The organism is Mesorhizobium sp. YM1C-6-2 (assembly GCF_003666685.1).
In the GTDB taxonomy this organism is placed as follows: domain Bacteria; phylum Pseudomonadota; class Alphaproteobacteria; order Rhizobiales; family Rhizobiaceae; genus Mesorhizobium_K.
Genome location: NZ_RCIZ01000006.1, coordinates 52,433 through 69,730, shown reverse-complemented (window position 1 = coordinate 69,730; position 17,298 = coordinate 52,433). Strand labels below are relative to the sequence as shown.

Sequence of the window (17,298 nt, the reverse complement as noted above, 5' to 3'; positions counted from 1 at the left end):
ATTCTTTCCAATCAGGCGCACCGCGCCTGCTGCCAAAGCTTCACATGGGGCAGATGCGACCAGCCGAAGGCGAAATCGCTGTCGCCCCTGGCGCGCAAATGCTCGAGCCGTCCCATTCCTTCGTCGACGGTCGGCTGATACCCTTCGTCGACCCACCACATGACCAGATGCTGGTCCTTCATCGCGCCGAACCACTCGCCGCGGCGGCGATAGATCTGCTTATGAACCGTATTCCACACGAAGCGCTCGAGGCTCTCGGCATCGCGCCAGACGCTCATGTTGACGATGATCATGGGATCGGCGTCGGCACGGATCTCGACGGCGTTGCCGTCATCGTCCTGCAGCCGCCAGACGAAACCGTCGCTGCGTTCCGCCAAGCCGTTGATGCGGTCGAGATTGTCGGCGAAATCCGCGATCCGGGGATCCTCGAACGGATATTTCAGGCGCGCGACGTTGAGCTGGGCGAGGTTCATGGCTTTCGCTTGCCCCCTGCCCGCTTGCCGGCGAGGCTGATCACCTGCGCGGTCGAGCGCGCATCCTCGATCAGCTCCGTCGCCGCCGACTTCGCCCTGACGGCGGGCGAACGCTCCGCCCTGAAGGAAACGGCGCCGCCGCCGAACTGGTCGTGGAGCGGCGAGAACAGGCGCTGCGAGGTCTCGGCGAACGCAGAGACGGCGCCCAGCCAGAGGCCGAAGCCATGGCTCGCCATGCCGATGCCGACCGCGGAGGCCGCGGCCATGCCGGCGAACGGATGCACGAAGAGATTGGCAGCGCCTGCCAACCCGCCGGGCAGTGTCGCCGTCATCTCCTCGAGAGCCGTCTCAGGGCGCTTCGCTTCGACCATCGTCGCGTCCGCTACTCCGCCGCAACCAGCACCGGCTCCGCCCGGTGCGCGTTACGGGAAAACTCGTCGATGCGGCGCTCCACCTCGCCGCGGAAATGCCTCATCAGGCCCTGGATCGGCCAGGCCGCCGCGTCGCCCAGCGCGCAGATCGTGTGGCCCTCGACCTGCTTGGTGACGTCGAGCAGCATGTCGATCTCGCGCTTCTGCGCCTCGCCGCGCACCAGCCGCTCCATGACGCGCCACATCCAGCCCGTGCCCTCGCGGCAGGGCGTGCACTGGCCGCAGCTCTCGTGCTTGTAGAAATAGCTGAGACGCGCGATCGCCTTCACGATGTCGGTCGACTTGTCCATGACGATGACGGCCGCCGTGCCGAGGCCGGACTTGAGATCGCGAAGCGCGTCGAAATCCATCGGCGTGTCGATGATCTGCTCGGCCGGCACCAGCGGCACCGATGACCCGCCCGGAATGACGGCGAGCAGATTGTCCCAGCCGCCGCGGATGCCGCCGCAATGCGTGTCGATCAACTCGCGGAACGGAATCGACATCGCCTCTTCGACCGTGCACGGGTTGTTCACGTGGCCGGAGATGCAGAAGAGCTTGGTGCCGGCGTTGTTCGGCCTGCCGAAGGAGGAGAACCACGACGCGCCGCGGCGCAGGATGGTCGGCGCGACCGCGATCGATTCGACGTTGTTGACGGTGGTCGGGCAGCCATAGAGGCCGACATTGGCCGGGAAAGGCGGCTTCAGCCGCGGCTGGCCCTTCTTGCCTTCCAGGCTTTCGAGCAGCGCCGTCTCCTCGCCGCAGATATAGGCGCCGGCGCCGTGGTGGACGTAGACGTCGAAGTCGTAGCCGTTAATGTTGTCCTTGCCGATCAGCCGGGCTTCATAGGCCTCGTCGATGGCGCGCTGCAGCGCCTCGCGCTCCCGCTGGAACTCGCCGCGCACATAGATATAGGCGGCGACCGCGCCCATCGCGAAGCCGGCGATCAGGCAGCCTTCGACCAGCGTGTGCGGGTCGTGGCGCAGGATGTCGCGGTCCTTGCAGGTGCCGGGTTCGGACTCGTCGGCGTTGACGACGAGATAGGACGGACGGCCGTCGCTCTGCTTGGGCATGAACGACCATTTCAGGCCGGTCGGGAAACCGGCGCCGCCGCGCCCGCGCAGGCCCGACGCCTTCATCTCGTTGACGATCCACTCGCGGCCCTTGTCGATCAGGCCCCTGGTGTTGTCCCAGTGGCCGCGCGACATCGCGCCGGCGAGCGACTTGTCGAACATCCCGTAGATGTTGTTGAAGATGCGATCCTTGTCCTGAAGCATTTTTTCGCCCTCAGACCGGCTTCTTGCCGAAAACGCGGATGTATTCCTCGACGCCGCCGCGCGCCAGCGCATCGGCCTGCCTGACCCAGTCGTCGCGGTCGATGCGGCCCTTGAAGTTCAGGTAGCCGTCGACCCAGGCGCGCTCTGCGTCTTTCCAGGATGCGATCTGGGCGAAGGTGTAGATGCCGAGCGAATTGAGGATCTCCTCGTTCTTCGGCCCGACGCCGGAGATCATCTTGAGATCATCGACGGCGGCAGGCTTCTCGATACCGGCCGGGCGATTCGGATCGTCGAGCGACGGCTTCGGCGTCTTGGCCGGCTTCTTGCCGGCAGCGCCGATCGGCTCGCCGCGCAGCAGCTCCGGCGAGGCGAGCCCCACCTGCTGGGAATGCGCGGTATTCGAGGTGCGCGGCCGCGCCTCGCCCTCGACCGCCGGCTCGGTCTTGTTGGCGGCGACGGGATCATGGGCGGGCGATTCTGCGCTTTGCGCCTTCTCCGCCTTGGGGCTGGTCTTTTCGGGCGACGGCGTCTTCAGCGTGCCGTTCGTCTCGGGCGCATAGGTCTGCGGCTTTGCTGCCTTGGAGGGCGGAACCTCGGCGCCGTCGGCTTTCGCGTCGCCGGTGCTTTCTCCCCTCGCCTCGGCGTCGCGGGTCGACTTGAGCACAGCGCTCTCGTCCGTCAGCGACGTCAGTCCCGATTGCGGCGCCGACACGGTGCGTCCGTTCTGCGGACCGGTCGGCACCTGCGGGCCCTTCCCGTTCGCGAACTGGTCGATGATCTCTTCCAGCCTCTCCGGCGTCAGATCCTCGTAGGTGTCCTTGAAGATCGTCACCATCGGCGCGTTGACGCAGGCGCCGGCGCACTCCACCTCTTCCCACGAGAGCATGCCGCGGTCGTTGGTGTGGAACTGCTCGGGATGGATCCGCTTGCGGCAGACATCCATCAGCGCTTCCGCGCCGCGCAGCATGCAGGGCGTCGTGCCGCATACCTGGACGTGGGCACGGCGGCCGACCGGCTTGAGCTGGAACTGCGTATAGAAGGTCGCGACCTCGAGCGCGCGGATGTAGGGCATGCCGAGCATGTCGGCGATGTGCTCGATGGCAGCCTTGGTGACCCAGCCCTCCTGCTCCTGCGCGCGCATCATCAGCGGGATGATGGCGGACTGCTGGCGTCCCTCGGGATATTTCTGGATGGTCTGCTGAGCCCATTCGCGGTTGGCGCGATTGAAGGCGAAGCTCTCAGGCTGCTCGGAGGCGTCTGCTAGGCGGCGGACTGACATTAGCGATCGACCTCACCAAACACGATGTCGAGGGAGCCGAGCACGGCGGCGACGTCGGCCAGCATGTGGCCGCGGCACAGGAAATCCATCGCCTGCAGATGCGCGAAGCCCGGCGCGCGCAGCTTGCAGCGGTACGGCTTGTTAGTGCCGTCCGACACGAGGTAGACGCCGAACTCGCCCTTCGGCGCCTCGACGGCCGCATAAACCTCGCCGGCCGGCACGTGATAGCCTTCCGTGTAGAGCTTGAAGTGGTGGATGAGCGCTTCCATCGAGCGCTTCATGGCGTCACGCTTCGGCGGCACGACCTTGCCGTCGAGGTTGGACACCGGCCCGCCACGATCCTTGCCGAGCAGCCGGTCGAGGCACTGGCGCATGATACTGGCCGACTGGCGCATCTCCTCCATGCGGATGAGGTAGCGGTCGAAGCAGTCGCCGTTCTTGCCGATCGGAATGTCGAATTCCATCTCGGAGTAGCATTCGTAGGGCTGCGACTTCCTGAGGTCCCAGGCCGCGCCCGAGCCGCGCACCATGACGCCGGAGAAGCCCCAGGCCCAGGCGTCTTCGAGGCTGACGACGCCGATATCGACGTTACGCTGCTTGAAGATGCGGTTCGGCGTCAGCAGGTTGTCGAGGTCGTCCAGCGTTTTCAGGAACGGATCGATCCAGCGGCCGATGTCCTCGAGCACCTCGTCGGGAATGTCCTGATGGACGCCACCCGGGCGGAAATAGGCGGCGTGCATGCGCGAACCGCTGATGCGCTCGTAGAACACCATCAGCTTCTCGCGGTCGACGAAGCCCCAGAGCGGCGGCGTCAGCGCGCCGACGTCCATCGCCTGCGTCGTCACGTTGAGGATGTGGCTCATGATGCGGCCGATCTCGCAGCAGAGCACGCGGATCAGCTGGCCGCGCTTCGGGATCTCAATGCCGAGAAGCCGCTCGGTCGCCAGCGCGAAGGCGTGCTCCTGGTTCATCGGAGCGCAATAGTCGAGGCGGTCGAAGTAAGGGATCGCCTGCATGTAGGTCTTGGCTTCGATCAGCTTCTCGGTGCCGCGGTGAAGCAGCCCGATATGCGGGTCGACGCGGTCGACAACCTCGCCATCGAGCTCAAGCACGAGGCGAAGCACGCCGTGAGCCGCGGGATGCTGCGGCCCGAAGTTGATGTTGAAATTGCGAACCGCCGTCTCGGCCATGTCGCGCCTCAGTTCGTCTTGGCCTTTTCATCTCCGGGCAGCACGTATTCCGTGCCCTCCCAGGGAGACAAAAAGTCGAAATTGCGGAATTCCTGCTTGAGCTCTACCGGCTCGTAGACGACGCGCTTGGCCTCGTCGTCGTAGCGCACCTCGACGAAACCCGTGAGCGGGAAGTCCTTCCTCAGCGGATGCCCGTCGAAGCCGTAGTCGGTGAGCAGGCGGCGCAGATCCGGATGGCCGGAGAACAGCACGCCATAGAGATCATAGGTCTCGCGCTCGAACCAGTCGGCGCCGGGATAGACGCCGGTCACCGAAGGCACCGGCGTGTCCTCGTCGGTCATCACCCTGACGCGGATGCGCAAGTTCTTGCGCGGCGACAGGAGGTGATAGAGCACGTCGAAACGCTTGGCGCGCGAGGGGTAGTCGGCGCCGGAAATGTCGATCATCGAAACGAACTGGCAGGCCGGATCGTCGCGCAGGAAGGTGGCGACGGCCACGATATCGTCAGGCGCCACCGTGACGGTCAGCTCGCCATAGGCGATCTCGGACCTGGCGATCCTGTCGCCGAACTTGCCGGCCAGGTGGGTCGAAAGGCCCTGAAGCGCTTCGCTCATTCAGGTCACCTCTCGATCGTACCGGTGCGGCGAATCTTCTTCTGCAGAAGAAGGATGCCGTAAAGCAGGGCCTCGGCGGTCGGCGGGCAGCCGGGCACGTAGATGTCGACCGGCACGACCCGGTCGCAGCCGCGCACCACCGCGTAGGAATAATGGTAGTAGCCGCCGCCATTGGCGCAGGAGCCCATCGAGATGACGTAGCGCGGCTCCGGCATCTGGTCGTAGACCTTGCGCAGCGCGGGCGCCATCTTGTTGGTCAGCGTGCCGGCCACGATCATGATGTCGGACTGCCGCGGCGACGCGCGCGGCGCGACGCCGAAGCGCTCGCTGTCGTAGCGCGGCATCGAGGTGTGGATCATCTCGACCGCGCAGCAGGCGAGGCCGAAGGTCATGAACATGAGTGAGCCCGAGCGCGCCCAGGTGATCAACGCCTCTGACGAGGTGACGAGGAATCCCTTGTCGGAAAGCTCTTCGTTGATGGCGCCGAAGAACGGATCGTCATGGCCGACCGGCTTGCCGGTCGATGGATCGATGATGCCCTTCGGCTTCGGGGCGACGAGCGTGTTAGGGGTCAGTCCCATTCCAGCGCTCCTTTTTTCCATTCATATATGAAGCCGATGGTCAGCACCGCAAGGAAGACCATCATCGACCAGAAGCCGAACATGCCGATCTCGCCGAAGGACACCGCCCACGGGAAGAGGAAGGCCACTTCGAGGTCGAAGATGATGAACAGGATCGACACGAGGTAGAAGCGCACGTCGAACTTCATGCGCGCGTCGTCGAAGGAGTTGAACCCGCACTCGTAGGCCGACAGCTTTTCGGGGTCGGGATTGCGGTAGGCGACGATGAAGGGCGCCACGATCAGGGCGATGCCCACGATCAGGGCCACGCCTATAAAAATGACGACGGGCAGGTAGGTGCCCAGGAGTTCGCTCATTGCAGCAGATCCGCGCGGATACGATCCAATTTGGTTTACAGCACGGGACCCGGATGAGGAAGCGCGACAGACCGTACGCCGAACCGGTTAGGGCTCATGCTGCAACGCGGCGAGGGTTAGCGCAGCAGTCCCGGTGAAGCAAGACAAACCTTGAGCTGTTCCGGCCACTTCAGACGTTTGGCATGCCCATGAATTCCTTACCATTTTACTCCACTTTACTCTCCTGACACTGTTTCGCGGAAAAGCCTGCTACGATTGTCCGCAAAGCCACGATTCCCGCCCCGGATGACGCCACAATTCTTGCCCTTCCGCTACGATAGCTGACGCCATGAGAGAGAAGCTTTCCCTTCCGATGGCGCGCCGCGTCGCGCTTGCAGCCCAGGGATTTGCGGAACCGCGTCCTTCTGGCCCTGTCGATCGCCGTCATCTGAACCGAGTGCTTGGCCGCCTCGGCCTGCTGCAGATCGATTCGGTGAGCGCGGTGGTGCGCGCGCACTACATGCCGCTTTTCTCGCGGCTTGGCCCCTATCCGATGTCGCTCATCGACGACGCAGCGAAGCCTGGCGCCAAGCGAAGGCTGTTCGAATACTGGGCGCATGAGGCGTCTTTCCTGCCGCTGGAGACATGGCCGCTGATGCAGTGGCGGATGCGGCGCGCGGCCGGGAACGACGAAAGCGAAATTTATGGCGGCCTCGCGCGCTGGGCGCGCCGGAACGGTCCGCTGATCGAAACGATCTACGGCGAGGTCGCATCAAGGGGGCCGCTCGCCGCCTCCCACATAGAGGGCGCCAAGGGCAAGGGTGGCTGGTGGGGCTGGAGCGACGAGAAGCACGCCTTCGAGTGGCTGTTCTGGGCCGGCCGCATCACCACCCACTCCCGCCGCGGCTTCGAACGACTCTACGACCTGCCGGAGCGGGTGATCCCGCCGGGCATCTACAACGCCCCTGCCCCGAAGCCGGAGGACGCCCACCGCGAGTTGCTGCGCATGTCGGCGCGGGCGCTGGGCGTCGCCACCTATGGCGACCTGCGCGACTATTATCGCCTGTCGCCCGGCGACGTGAAGGGCAGGCTCGAGGAACTGGTCGAGGAAGGCGAGCTGCTGCCGGTGACTGTCGAGGGGTGGAAGCAGCAGGCCTATCTTCACAAGGACGCGCGCATGCCGCGCAAGGTCCATGCTCGCGCGCTGCTGGCGCCTTTCGACCCGCTGGTCTTCGAACGCTCGCGCGCCGAACGGCTGTTCGACTTCCGCTACCGCATCGAGATCTACACGCCGGCGGAAAAGCGCCAATACGGCTACTACGTGCTGCCCTTCCTGCTCGGCGACACGGTCGTCGCCCGCGCCGACGTGAAGGCCGACCGGCCAGCCGGCGTGCTGAGGGTGCTCGCCACCTTTGCCGAGCCCGGCGCGCCGCCAGACACCGCCGCCGAACTGCTGGACGAATTCAGGTTGATGCAATCCTGGCTGGGGCTCGAGCGCCTGGAGGTCGTGCCGAAGGGCGATCTCGGCCCGGCGCTGGCGAAGCTGGCGCGGGCTGAACGGACGACGTCGTAGCCGCACGTTGACTCCGAACCGGAGCCAAGCCTAAATCCCAGCCGACGGTCTCCTTCCCGCAACGGAGGGAGCTAAGAGGGAATGCGGTGCGGGCTTTTCGCCCAACGCCGCGGCTGTCCCCGCAACTGTAAGCGACGAGCCTGAGCCGAAAGCCACTGGATTATCCGGGAAGGCGGCAAGGGCGGCGACCCGCAAGCCAGGAGACCTGCCGTCACGAAACTGATCCGACCGTCCGGCGGGTGTCCCGGGCAAGGAGCCGTGCGTTGAAGGCCGACGACATTTCCCCTGAAGGGGCAGCAGCCATTGCAGCCGTCGATCTTTCGGCGGTGACGATCGTCGTCTGCGCGACCTGCCGCGACGAGACGGGTTCCGATGCCCATCCACGCGCCGGCGCGCTCCTCGCAGCCGACGCCCATGCCGCGGCCGACGGCGAAGTACGCGTCGCCACCGTCGAGTGCCTCGGCAACTGCAAGCGCCGCCTCTCCGCCGCGATCCTCCGTGAAAACTGCTGGAGCTACGTCTTCGGCGACCTCTCGACCGACAGCGGCCCGGACCTCGTTGCCGGAGCAAAACTCTTCGCCACGTCGACCGACGGGCTGATTCCCTGGCGCGGCCGTCCCGATTCGCTCAAGCGCGGCCTCGTCGCGCGCATCCCTCCCCTCGACATGCTGAAGGATATCGCATGACCGCCTCGCTTTCCCGCGTTCCCTGCACCGTCGTCACCGGCTTCCTCGGCGCCGGCAAGACCACGCTGATCCGCAATCTGCTGGAAAATGCCGGAGGCAAGCGGCTGGCGCTGATCGTCAACGAGTTCGGCGATGTCGGCGTCGACGGCGAGATCCTGCGCAGCTGCGGCATCGAGTCCTGCCCGGAGGAGAATATTGTCGAGCTGGCGAACGGCTGCATCTGCTGCACGGTGGCCGACGATTTCGTGCCCGCTCTCGACCAGATCCTGGCTCGCACGCCGAAGGTGGACCACATCATCATCGAGACCTCGGGACTGGCGCTGCCGAAGCCCCTCGTCCAGGCCTTCCAGTGGCCGACGGTGAAGGGCCGCGTGACGGTCGACGGCGTGGTCGCGGTGGTCGACGGCGCAGCACTCGCCGACGGCAAGGTCGCATCCGACCTCGACGCGCTCGCCGCCCAGCGCGCGGCGGACGATACGCTCGACCATGACGATCCGGTCGAGGAGGTTTTCGACGACCAGGTTGCCTGCGCCGACCTCATCATCCTGTCCAAGAACGATTTGATCGACGCCGATGGCGCAGCCCGCGCCAACGCCGCGCTCGACCATGCCAGGCCCGGCGTCAAGGTCGTGCCATCGGCCAACGGCAAGGTCGATGCGTCGCTGTTGCTCGGCCTCGGGCTCGCCGTCGAGGACGACATCGAGAACCGCAAAAGCCACCACGACGGCATGGGCGATCACGAGCACGACGATTTCGATTCCTTCGTGGTCGAGATCCCGGCCATCGCCAATCCTGACGAGCTGGCGAAGCGTGTTACCGCCGCCGCCGAGGAAGAGAACGTGCTGCGCGTAAAAGGGTTCGTCGAGGTCGGCGGAAAGCCGATGCGGCTGCTGGTCCAGGCAGTTGGGCCGCGCGTCAACCACTATTACGACCGCGCCTGGACCGCGGAGGACGACCGTCGTTCGCGGCTGGTGGTGATCGGGCTCAAGGGGCTCAACCAGCAGGCTATCGAGAAGATACTGGTCGGCTGACGGGGAAGCTGCGCCGTGCACCTGCTCACCACATCGTCCGCTTCGCTCGACGACCTCGTCGAGCCGGTCGATCTCAGGCAGGCGCCGGCGGACATCGTGGCGCTGTCCTTCACCGACAGCGACCTCGCGGGCATAGCTGCGGCATGGAAGGCGGACGCCGGCGCCCTGCCCTCGATGCGGCTGGCAGCGCTGCGCGACCTCCGGCACCCGATGTCGGTCGACCTCTGGATCGACAGCGTTGGGGCAAAGGCCAAGGTCGTGCTGGTGCGCATCCTCGGCGGCTACGACTGGTGGCGCTATGGCTGCGATCAGCTTGCGGCCGCGGCGCACGCACATGGCGTGAAGCTGGCACTGCTGCCCGGCGAATGCCGCGAACAGGACGAGCGGCTGATCGAATGCTCGACGCTGCCGCGCAACGAACTCGACGCGCTGCTGTCCTATTTCCGCGAGGGCGGCCCTGAGAACATGACGGCGCTGGTGCGTCGGCTGGCGGGGTTGGCGGGACATGAGGCGGTTGCGGCGGAAGCGGTAGAGGTGCCGAAGGCCGGGTTCTATCGTCCGGGAATGGGCTGGGCGGTTTCCCTCCCCCTTGAGGGGAGGGTGCCGAGCGAAGCGAGGCGGGTGGGGTCGCCTGCACAGCGCTCGACATCGACAGCAACGTCGAGCGCGTCCTCGGCTACCCCACCCGGCCAGCCTGTGGCTGGCCACCCTCCCCTCAAGAGGGACGGAAAAACGGCGCCCGTCATCCCCATTCTCTTCTATCGATCGATGCTGCTTGCCTCGGATGTCGCGCCGATCGATGCGCTGGCGGACGTGCTCCGCGCCAGGGGCATGCATCCCGTGCCGATATTCGTCGCGAGCCTGAAGGATGCGGCCTCGGCCGCGTTCGTCGAGCAGGCTTTACGCGACCTGAATCCGGCGCTCATCGTCACCGCGACCGCTTTCGCGGCCGGAGCAGAACCGGGCGCGGAGACGCTGTTCGACCGCGCCGGCGTGCCGGTCATGCAGGTGATCGTCGCAACGACCCGTCGCGAAGTCTGGGAGAAAAGCCCGCGCGGCCTGGCGCCGGCCGACCTTGCCATGCATGTCGTCATGCCGGAGCTCGACGGACGCATCCTCGCCGGCGCGCTCTCCTTCAAGGGCGAGAGCGAGATCGATCCGGAACTCGGTTTTCGCGCGTTCGCCAACCGGCCGGAGCCCGACCGCGTCGAGCAGGTCGCGGCGCGCATCGAGGCGATGGTGCGGCTGCAGACGACGCCGCGCGCAGAACGGCGCGTGGCGATCCTGATGCCGGACTATCCGGGGGCAGCCGGCCGCACCGGCTACGCCGTCGGGCTCGATGTCCCTTCCTCCGTGCTCGCCATGCTGCACGACCTGAAGAGCGAGGGCTATGCCTTTGAAGGGATTCCGGATTCGCCGCGTGCGTTGCTGGACCTGGTGGAGGGCGAAGGCGAAGGGTTGAGCCTGGAAGACTATCTCGCTCTGTCGTCGGATTTGCCGCTTGAAGCGAGGCGGGCGCTGGAGGAGGCATGGGGCGATGCCGGGCGCGAGCGCTTCCGCTTCCGCGCCGCGACCTTCGGCAACGTCACCGTGGCGCTGGCGCCGGACCGCGGCCGCTCCGAGGATCGCCGCGCCGACTACCACGACCCGACGTTGCCGCCGCGCCACGACCTTGTCGCCTTCGGCCTCTGGCTGCGCAAAACGCTCGGCGTGCATGCCGTCGTCCATGTCGGCGCGCATGGCACGCTGGAATGGCTGCCCGGCAAGGCGGTCGCGCTCGGCAGGTATTGTTTCCCGGAGATCGTGACGGGTCCCCTGCCCGTCGTCTATCCCTTCATCGTGTCGAACCCCGGAGAGGCAGCGCAGGCCAAGCGCCGCATCGCCGCGGTCACGCTCGGCCACCTGCCGCCGCCGCTGGTGAGCGCCGAATTGGACGAAGAGAAGCAGAAACTGGAGCGGCTGGTCGACGAATATGCGCAGGCCGACGGGCTCGACCGTCGCCGTCGTGACCGGCTGGCGCAGCTGATCGTCGAGACCGCGGCGAAGACCGGCCTCGCTTCGGAAGCCGGCGTCGCCGACACCGACCAGCCCGACGAGGCGCTGCGCCGCATCGACGCCTGGCTCTGCGACCTCAAGGATTTCGCCATCAAGGACGGGCTGCACGTCTATGGCCGCGCCGAAGCCGGCGACGAGCCGGTTCGGCAGGAGAGTGCGGCGGCAGAACGCAGTGCGCTGATCGCCGCACTCGACGGCCGCCATGTGACGGCAGGTCCCGCCGGTGCGCCTGCACGGGGCCGCAAGGACGTGCTGCCGACCGGCCGCAACCTGTTCACATCAGACCCCCGCACCATGCCGACGCCGACGGCGTTCGACATCGGCGAGGCGGCTTCTGCCGAGGTACTGCGCCGCTACATGCAGGACCACGGCGACTGGCCGCGTGCGCTTGTGGTCGACCTCTGGGGCTCGGCGTCGCTGCGCACCGGCGGCGAGGAAATCGCGCAGGGGCTGGCGCTGATGGGCTGCCGGCCGCAATGGGACGCCGCGACCGGCCGCGTGACAGGCATAGAGGTGCTGCCGCCAGCGACGCTCGGCCGCCCGCGCGTCGACGTGACATGGCGCATCTCGGGCCTCTTCCGCGACATGTTCCCGACCCAGATCGCGCTGATCGACGCGGCCACCAGGGCCGTCGCCGCGCGCTACGAGGATTCTTCCGAAAACCCGCTGGCCGAAGCCGCGCGACGGGACGGCGCAGCGCCGGCGCGCATCTTCGGCTCATCGCCTGGCACCTACGGGGCGGGCCCGGAAGAGCTTCTGTCCGGCGGCGGCTGGGAGGCGAGAGAAGAACTCGGCCGCGCCTATCTCGACGCCGCCTCGCATGCCTATGGCGGCGCCGAGGGCAACGGCCAGCATCTGCCGGGCGCCTTCGCCGACCGGGTCGCGGACGCCGACCTGCTGGTCCACACAGGCGACGACCCCGGCCGCGACATCCTCGAAGGCTCGGCCGACGTCGCCTTCGTCGGCGGTTTTTCGGCGGCGGTGGCGATGCTCGGCGGCAAGGCCGACGTGATCGTGCTCGACACCACCGACCCGGCAAAGCCGAAGCCGCGCTCGGTGACCGAGGCGGTGACGCGCGTGGTGCGCGCCCGTGCCACCAATCCACGTTTCATCGAGGGGCAGATGCGGCACGGGCCGCGCGGCGCTTCCGAATTCGCCGAGACGGTAGACCGGCTGATCGGCTTTGCCGAGACGACCAACGCCATTCCCGGCGCACTGATCGAGGCCGTGCACGACGCCTATCTCGGCGATAATACGGTGCGCGCCTTCATCCTGCGCGAGAATCCCAAGGCGGCGGCCTTCATCGCCGAGCGTTTTGCCTCGGCGCGGCGGCGTGGCCTGTGGAACCCGCTGCGCAACTCCGTCGACAACGACCTCGAGGCGCTGCTCGCAGAGGCGCGCGGAAAGGCGGCGGCATGAGCGCGCTGGCCGCAAAGCAACCCCTGGCCGGCGGCTTCACGCGGCGCGGCGCCTGCCCTGCCCTTTCCGCGCCGATGCAGACCGGCGACGGGCTGCTGGTCAGGCTGAACCCGGTCGCAGGCGGACTGTCGCCCGCTCAGCTCGCGGGGCTGTGCGATGCAGCCGGGATGTTCGGCAACGGCGTCATCGAGGTTACCGCGCGCGGCAGCATGCAGGTGCGCGGCCTGACATCGGCATCCGCCGCGCCGTTCGCCGAAGCCATCGACCGGCTGGGCATCGCCGTGCGCACCGGCGTTCCGGTGCAGGCGGGCGTGCTGGCTGGACTCGATCCCGACGAGATCGTCGACCCGACCGCGCTAGCGGACATGATCCGTGCAGCTATTGCCCGGGACGGGCTGGAAGCGCGGCTTGGGCCGAAAGTGTCGGTGGTCGTCGACGGCGGCGCACGGACGGCGCTGGACGAGGTCGCCGCGGACGTGCGGCTGACGGCGGTCAGGGTTGGCGGTTCGCCTGCATGGCAGGTCGCGATTGCCGGCGATGCGCGGGCGGCAAGGACGCTGGGCGTAGTCCATGGCGACACGGCAGCCTGCGAAGCGACGCTGGCGCTGCTAGCCGGGGTTGCGGACATGGGCCGCGAGGCGCGGGCAAGGGATTTGAGCGGCAAGAGCTTGCCTGCTCTACCGTCATCCTCGGGCTTGTCCCGAGGATTTGCCGACCTTGGTGGTTCAGGCAAGACGGAGGCTGCGGCAGCATCGATGTCGGTTGTGACTGATCGGCTGGTGGCAGATCCTCGGGACAAGCCCTGGGATGACGGCGTTGAACAGTCATCGCTTATCGGGATCGCCAACCTCCGCGACGACCGCGTCGCCCTCGGCGTCGCCCTGCCCTTCGGACACACGACCGCCAATGCACTGAAAACATTTGCGGAAGCGGCGCGGGCGCTCGGCGTTGGCGATATCCGCCCCGCGCCCAAGCGCACGCTGGTGGCGATTTGCGGGACGGTTGCTCAGGCGGAGACGTTGCGGAAACAGGCGGAAACGCTGGATTTCGTGACCGCGCCTGACGATCCCCGGCAGGCGATCTCGGCTTGCCCCGGCGCGCCGGACTGCGCCTCGGGCCACATCCCCGCGCGCCAGATCGCCGCCGAAATCACTTGGGAATACAGCAGCTTGCTCGACGGCTCGATACATCTCCACGTGTCCGGCTGCGCCAAGGGCTGCGCTCACCCGGCGGTTTCGGCGCTGACGGTTGTGGGAAGCGAGACCGGAACCGGGTTCATCCTCGACGGGACCGCGCGCGATCAACCGGCGGCTTTCGCGGAAAACGACGGCGCGGGGCGTGCCCTAGCAAACGTCGCGAAGCGCGTTTCGGCAGAACGCCGGACGGGCGAGACGACGGCGCAAACCATTCAAAGACTTGGGCTTTCCGCGCTGGCGGAAGCTTTTCGGCAAGGCGGAAAATGACTGGTTACGACTACATTCACGACGGCAATGCGATCTACGAAAAGTCCTTCGCGATCATTCGTTCGGAGGCCGACCTCTCCCAATTTTCAGAGGAAGAGGCCGACGTCGCGGTGCGCATGATCCATGCCTGCGGCGTGGTCGAGGCAGCGCAACATTTTGTTTTTTCGAAGAATTTCGTCGCGGCTGCGCGGGGCGCATTGCTTGTCGGCGCGCCTGTTCTCTGCGACGCCGAGATGGTTTCGCGAGGGGTGACGGTGGCACGCCTGCCGGCGAAGAACGAGGTTGTGTGCACGCTGCGCGACCCGCAAACCGCTGAAATCGCTAAGAAAATCGGCAATACGCGTTCGGCCGCCGCGCTCGAACTCTGGCGTGACAGGCTGGGGGGAGCGCTGGTCGCGATTGGAAACGCACCGACCGCCCTCTTCTATCTGCTTGAAATGCTTGAGAAAGGCGCGCCGAAGCCGGCAGCGATCATCGGCATGCCGGTGGGCTTCGTCGGCGCCGCCGAATCCAAGGAAGCGCTCGCCGAAAGCAAGCTCGGCATACCCTATGCCATCGTACGCGGACGCATGGGCGGCAGCGCCATGACTGCCGCCGCTGTCAACGCTCTCGCGAGGCCAGGCCTTTGAATATCCATGCGAAATCAGGCCGGCTGATCGGCGTCGGCACCGGTCCGGGCGATCCCGACCTCCTGACCGTCAAGGCCGTGCGCGCGCTGGAGGAGGCCGATGTGGTGGCGTATTTCGCCAAGCGCGGCAGCAACGGCAATGCGCGCGGCATCGTCGGGCCGTACTACCGCGAAACGTGGATGGAATTGCCGCTGGTCTATCCGGTGACGACTGAAATCCACAAGGATTCCAAGGACTACCGGCAGGCGATCTCCGACTTCTACGCGGAATCTGTTCACAAGGTCGAAAAACACCTCGAAAAGGGCCGGATCGTCGCGGTTCTGTCGGAAGGCGACCCGCTTTTCTACGGATCCTACATGCATCTGCATGTGAGGCTCGCCGACCGCTGGCCGACCGAGGTGATTCCGGGCGTGACGGCGATGTCGGGATGCTGGTCGCAGACCGGCACGCCGATCGTGCAGGGCGACGACATATTGACCGTGCTGCCGGGCACGCTTTCCGAATTCGAGCTGGCGAGACGGCTGGCCGATACCGACGCGGCCGTCATCATGAAGGTCGGGCGCAACCTGCCGAAGATCAGGAGAGCGCTTGAAACGACCGGCCTGCTCGAGCGGGCGATCTATGTCGAACGGGGAACGATGGCGAACACGAATTCTGTGCGACTGGCTGAGAAGGCGGATGACGAGGCGCCCTATTTCTCGATCGTGCTGGTGCCGGGCTGGGCCGACAAGCCATGAGCGGGGCAGGCCACATCGCCGTGATCGGCCTCGGGCCGGGCGGCGCGCACCAGGTGACGCCGGAGGCGAGCGCAGCCGTTGCCGGCGCAAAATGGTTCTATGGCTATGGCCCTTATGTCGACCGGCTGGACCTTCGTCCGGACCAGGTGAAGGTCGCGTCGGACAATCGCGAGGAAATCTCGCGCGCTGAGGCCGCGCTTGCCAAGGCGGCCGAAGGCGAGCACGTCGCGGTGGTGTCGGGCGGCGACCCCGGCGTCTTCGCCATGGCGGCGGCGCTCTGCGAGGCGATCGAGGCCGGGCCAGCGGAATGGCGCGCGCTCGACGTGACGATCGTGCCTGGCGTCACCGCGATGCTGGCGGTGGCGGCGCGGATCGGCGCGCCGCTCGGGCACGATTTCTGCGCCATCTCGCTGTCGGACAATCTGAAGCCATGGGAGACAATCGAGAAACGGCTCGATGCGGCGGCAAGCGCCGGCTTCGTGATCGCGCTCTACAACCCGATCAGCAAGGCCAGGCCCTGGCAGCTCGGCAAGTCTTTCGAGCTTCTGGCGAAAATCCTGCCGGCGACGACCCCGGTCATCTTCGGCCGCGCGGCGGGTCGACCCGACGAGAGGATTGTCGTGACGCCGCTTGGACAGGCCGACGCCGGACAGGCAGACATGGCGACCTGCGTCATCATCGGCTCGGCAGAGACGCGCACGATCGAGCGCGGCGACAAGCCGGCGCTGGTCTATTCGCCGCGTTTTTCGGCTCCTGGGGCCAGCAGATGATCGGCGAGATGCAGGACTTCCTCGACGCTCGTGCCGCAGGGAAGATGAGGCAGCGGCGGACGCCGGATGAGAAAGACCTCGATGCCGAGCTCTCGCGCGGCCGCGATCTTGCCGTAGGTCGCCGGCCCGCCGCTGTTTTTCGACACGATGGCGTCGATGCCATGCGTTTCGAGCAGCGCGCGGTCGTTGGCCTCGGAAAACGGCCCGCGCGCGAGGATGTAGGTGGCATCAGGCACGCTGAGCCGCGGCTCGACGGGGTCGACGCTGCGGATGAGATAGGAGTGGTGGCGCGCATCTTCGAAAGGCGCCAGTTCCTGCCGGCCGAGCGCGAGAAAGACTTTTCTTGGGCGGTCGCCCAGCAGCTCTGCGGCTTCGGCAGCATCTTCGACGAGCGTCCAGCGGTCGCCGGACACGCGTTCCCACGCCAGACGATGAAGAGCGATCGCCGAAACTCCGGCGAGACGCGCGGCTTCAGCCGCGTTGACGGAGATCTGCGCGGCATAGGGATGCGTGGCGTCGACCAGAAGATCGATGCGATGGTCCCTGAGATAGGCGGCCAGACCTTTGGCTCCACCGAAGCCGCCAACCCGTACGGGCACGCCCTGCGCGACCGGATTTTCGGTGCGGCCGGCGAGCGACAGCGTGACCTCGCCGCGCAGGGCGAGCTTTCCGGCGAGCTGGCGGGCTTCGGCGGTGCCGCCGAGGACGAGGATGCGTTTCATGGGGCGCGGCCTGTCATTGCCCCTCACCCTTACTCTCACACCTTTTCGTTCGAC

17 protein-coding genes and 1 riboswitch are annotated in these 17,298 nt (G+C 66.6%); of the genes, 8 read left to right on the top strand and 9 right to left on the bottom strand.

From position 1 onward, the window contains the following. Positions 1–11 precede the first annotated feature (11 nt). The 8 genes from D8676_RS16260 to D8676_RS16225 are packed head-to-tail and all read right to left on the bottom strand — an operon-like array spanning position 12 to position 6,180. Positions 12–473 (bottom strand): DUF3291 domain-containing protein, encoded by a 462-nt coding sequence (locus tag D8676_RS16260; RefSeq protein ID WP_121582142.1) that lies wholly within the window; start codon positions 471–473, stop codon positions 12–14. Then, the gene (locus D8676_RS16255) at positions 470–844 is read right to left on the bottom strand and encodes a hypothetical protein (RefSeq protein ID WP_121582141.1); all 375 of its coding nucleotides are present in this window, start codon (positions 842–844) and stop codon (positions 470–472) included. Before D8676_RS16255 ends, D8676_RS16260 begins: the two co-directional genes overlap by 4 nt. A gap of 11 nt (positions 845–855) precedes the next feature. Beyond that, positions 856–2,160: an NADH-quinone oxidoreductase subunit NuoF gene (gene nuoF, locus D8676_RS16250; RefSeq protein ID WP_121582140.1), complete on the bottom strand. Its 1,305-nt coding sequence runs from the start codon at positions 2,158–2,160 to the stop codon at positions 856–858. A gap of 10 nt (positions 2,161–2,170) precedes the next feature. Continuing rightward, positions 2,171–3,439 carry an NADH-quinone oxidoreductase subunit E gene (locus D8676_RS16245; protein ID WP_121582139.1) on the bottom strand — a complete coding sequence of 423 codons (1,269 nt, stop codon included), beginning with the start codon at positions 3,437–3,439 and terminating at the stop codon, positions 2,171–2,173. Then, a complete protein-coding gene (locus tag D8676_RS16240) occupies positions 3,439–4,629 on the bottom strand; it encodes an NADH-quinone oxidoreductase subunit D (protein WP_121582138.1) in 1,191 nt (396 codons plus the stop codon). The genes D8676_RS16245 and D8676_RS16240 overlap by 1 nt, the downstream gene beginning before the upstream one ends. 8 nt (positions 4,630–4,637) lie before the next feature. After that, positions 4,638–5,243, bottom strand: a complete 606-nt coding sequence (locus tag D8676_RS16235; protein ID WP_121582137.1) for an NADH-quinone oxidoreductase subunit C — start codon at positions 5,241–5,243, stop codon at positions 4,638–4,640. A gap of 5 nt (positions 5,244–5,248) precedes the next feature. After that, positions 5,249–5,824, bottom strand: a complete 576-nt coding sequence (locus D8676_RS16230) for an NADH-quinone oxidoreductase subunit B (RefSeq protein ID WP_121582136.1) — start codon at positions 5,822–5,824, stop codon at positions 5,249–5,251. Next, a complete protein-coding gene (locus D8676_RS16225; RefSeq protein ID WP_121582135.1) occupies positions 5,815–6,180 on the bottom strand; it encodes an NADH-quinone oxidoreductase subunit A in 366 nt (121 codons plus the stop codon). The genes D8676_RS16230 and D8676_RS16225 overlap by 10 nt, the downstream gene beginning before the upstream one ends. A 328-nt stretch (positions 6,181–6,508) precedes the next feature. Between D8676_RS16225 and D8676_RS16220 the strand changes: the two genes are divergently transcribed. The 8 genes from D8676_RS16220 to D8676_RS16185 all read left to right on the top strand — a co-directional run bounded on the left by D8676_RS16220 (position 6,509) and on the right by D8676_RS16185 (position 16,522). Next, positions 6,509–7,732: a winged helix-turn-helix domain-containing protein gene (locus tag D8676_RS16220; RefSeq protein WP_121582134.1), complete on the top strand. Its 1,224-nt coding sequence runs from the start codon at positions 6,509–6,511 to the stop codon at positions 7,730–7,732. A gap of 28 nt (positions 7,733–7,760) precedes the next feature. Beyond that, a riboswitch (cobalamin riboswitch) is annotated at positions 7,761–7,960 on the top strand. Between the two features lie 35 nt (positions 7,961–7,995). Beyond that, on the top strand, positions 7,996–8,418 hold the full coding sequence (locus D8676_RS16215; RefSeq protein ID WP_121582133.1) for a DUF1636 family protein: 423 nt from the start codon (positions 7,996–7,998) through the stop codon (positions 8,416–8,418). Continuing rightward, a complete protein-coding gene (gene cobW, locus D8676_RS16210) occupies positions 8,415–9,449 on the top strand; it encodes a cobalamin biosynthesis protein CobW (protein ID WP_121582132.1) in 1,035 nt (344 codons plus the stop codon). The genes D8676_RS16215 and cobW overlap by 4 nt, the downstream gene beginning before the upstream one ends. Positions 9,450–9,464: 15 nt before the next feature. Next, positions 9,465–12,923, top strand: a complete 3,459-nt coding sequence (gene cobN / locus D8676_RS16205) for a cobaltochelatase subunit CobN (RefSeq protein ID WP_121582131.1) — start codon at positions 9,465–9,467, stop codon at positions 12,921–12,923. Next, positions 12,920–14,386, top strand: a complete 1,467-nt coding sequence (gene cobG / locus D8676_RS16200; protein WP_121582130.1) for a precorrin-3B synthase — start codon at positions 12,920–12,922, stop codon at positions 14,384–14,386. Before cobN ends, cobG begins: the two co-directional genes overlap by 4 nt. Next, a complete protein-coding gene (locus tag D8676_RS16195) occupies positions 14,383–15,015 on the top strand; it encodes a precorrin-8X methylmutase (RefSeq protein ID WP_121582129.1) in 633 nt (210 codons plus the stop codon). Before cobG ends, D8676_RS16195 begins: the two co-directional genes overlap by 4 nt. Then, positions 15,012–15,752 carry a precorrin-2 C(20)-methyltransferase gene (locus D8676_RS16190; protein ID WP_121582128.1) on the top strand — a complete coding sequence of 247 codons (741 nt, stop codon included), beginning with the start codon at positions 15,012–15,014 and terminating at the stop codon, positions 15,750–15,752. Before D8676_RS16195 ends, D8676_RS16190 begins: the two co-directional genes overlap by 4 nt. After that, positions 15,749–16,522 carry a precorrin-3B C(17)-methyltransferase gene (locus D8676_RS16185; RefSeq protein WP_121582127.1) on the top strand — a complete coding sequence of 258 codons (774 nt, stop codon included), beginning with the start codon at positions 15,749–15,751 and terminating at the stop codon, positions 16,520–16,522. The genes D8676_RS16190 and D8676_RS16185 overlap by 4 nt, the downstream gene beginning before the upstream one ends. Here the strand turns inward: D8676_RS16185 and D8676_RS16180 are convergent. Next, on the bottom strand, positions 16,483–17,244 hold the full coding sequence (locus D8676_RS16180; protein WP_121582126.1) for a cobalt-precorrin-6A reductase: 762 nt from the start codon (positions 17,242–17,244) through the stop codon (positions 16,483–16,485). The genes D8676_RS16185 and D8676_RS16180 overlap by 40 nt on opposite strands. Positions 17,245–17,298 lie beyond the last annotated feature (54 nt).

Coding starts and splice junctions, on each gene's coding strand:
- D8676_RS16260 (WP_121582142.1), bottom strand. CDS start 473: ATGAACCTCGCCCAGCTCAACGTCGCGCGCCTGAAATATCCGTTCGAG.
- D8676_RS16255 (WP_121582141.1), bottom strand. CDS start 844: ATGGTCGAAGCGAAGCGCCCTGAGACGGCTCTCGAGGAGATGACGGCG.
- nuoF (WP_121582140.1), bottom strand. CDS start 2,160: ATGCTTCAGGACAAGGATCGCATCTTCAACAACATCTACGGGATGTTC.
- D8676_RS16245 (WP_121582139.1), bottom strand. CDS start 3,439: ATGTCAGTCCGCCGCCTAGCAGACGCCTCCGAGCAGCCTGAGAGCTTC.
- D8676_RS16240 (WP_121582138.1), bottom strand. CDS start 4,629: ATGGCCGAGACGGCGGTTCGCAATTTCAACATCAACTTCGGGCCGCAG.
- D8676_RS16235 (WP_121582137.1), bottom strand. CDS start 5,243: ATGAGCGAAGCGCTTCAGGGCCTTTCGACCCACCTGGCCGGCAAGTTC.
- D8676_RS16230 (WP_121582136.1), bottom strand. CDS start 5,824: ATGGGACTGACCCCTAACACGCTCGTCGCCCCGAAGCCGAAGGGCATC.
- D8676_RS16225 (WP_121582135.1), bottom strand. CDS start 6,180: ATGAGCGAACTCCTGGGCACCTACCTGCCCGTCGTCATTTTTATAGGC.
- D8676_RS16220 (WP_121582134.1), top strand. CDS start 6,509: ATGAGAGAGAAGCTTTCCCTTCCGATGGCGCGCCGCGTCGCGCTTGCA.
- cobW (WP_121582132.1), top strand. CDS start 8,415: ATGACCGCCTCGCTTTCCCGCGTTCCCTGCACCGTCGTCACCGGCTTC.
- cobG (WP_121582130.1), top strand. CDS start 12,920: ATGAGCGCGCTGGCCGCAAAGCAACCCCTGGCCGGCGGCTTCACGCGG.
- D8676_RS16195 (WP_121582129.1), top strand. CDS start 14,383: ATGACTGGTTACGACTACATTCACGACGGCAATGCGATCTACGAAAAG.
- D8676_RS16185 (WP_121582127.1), top strand. CDS start 15,749: ATGAGCGGGGCAGGCCACATCGCCGTGATCGGCCTCGGGCCGGGCGGC.
- D8676_RS16180 (WP_121582126.1), bottom strand. CDS start 17,244: ATGAAACGCATCCTCGTCCTCGGCGGCACCGCCGAAGCCCGCCAGCTC.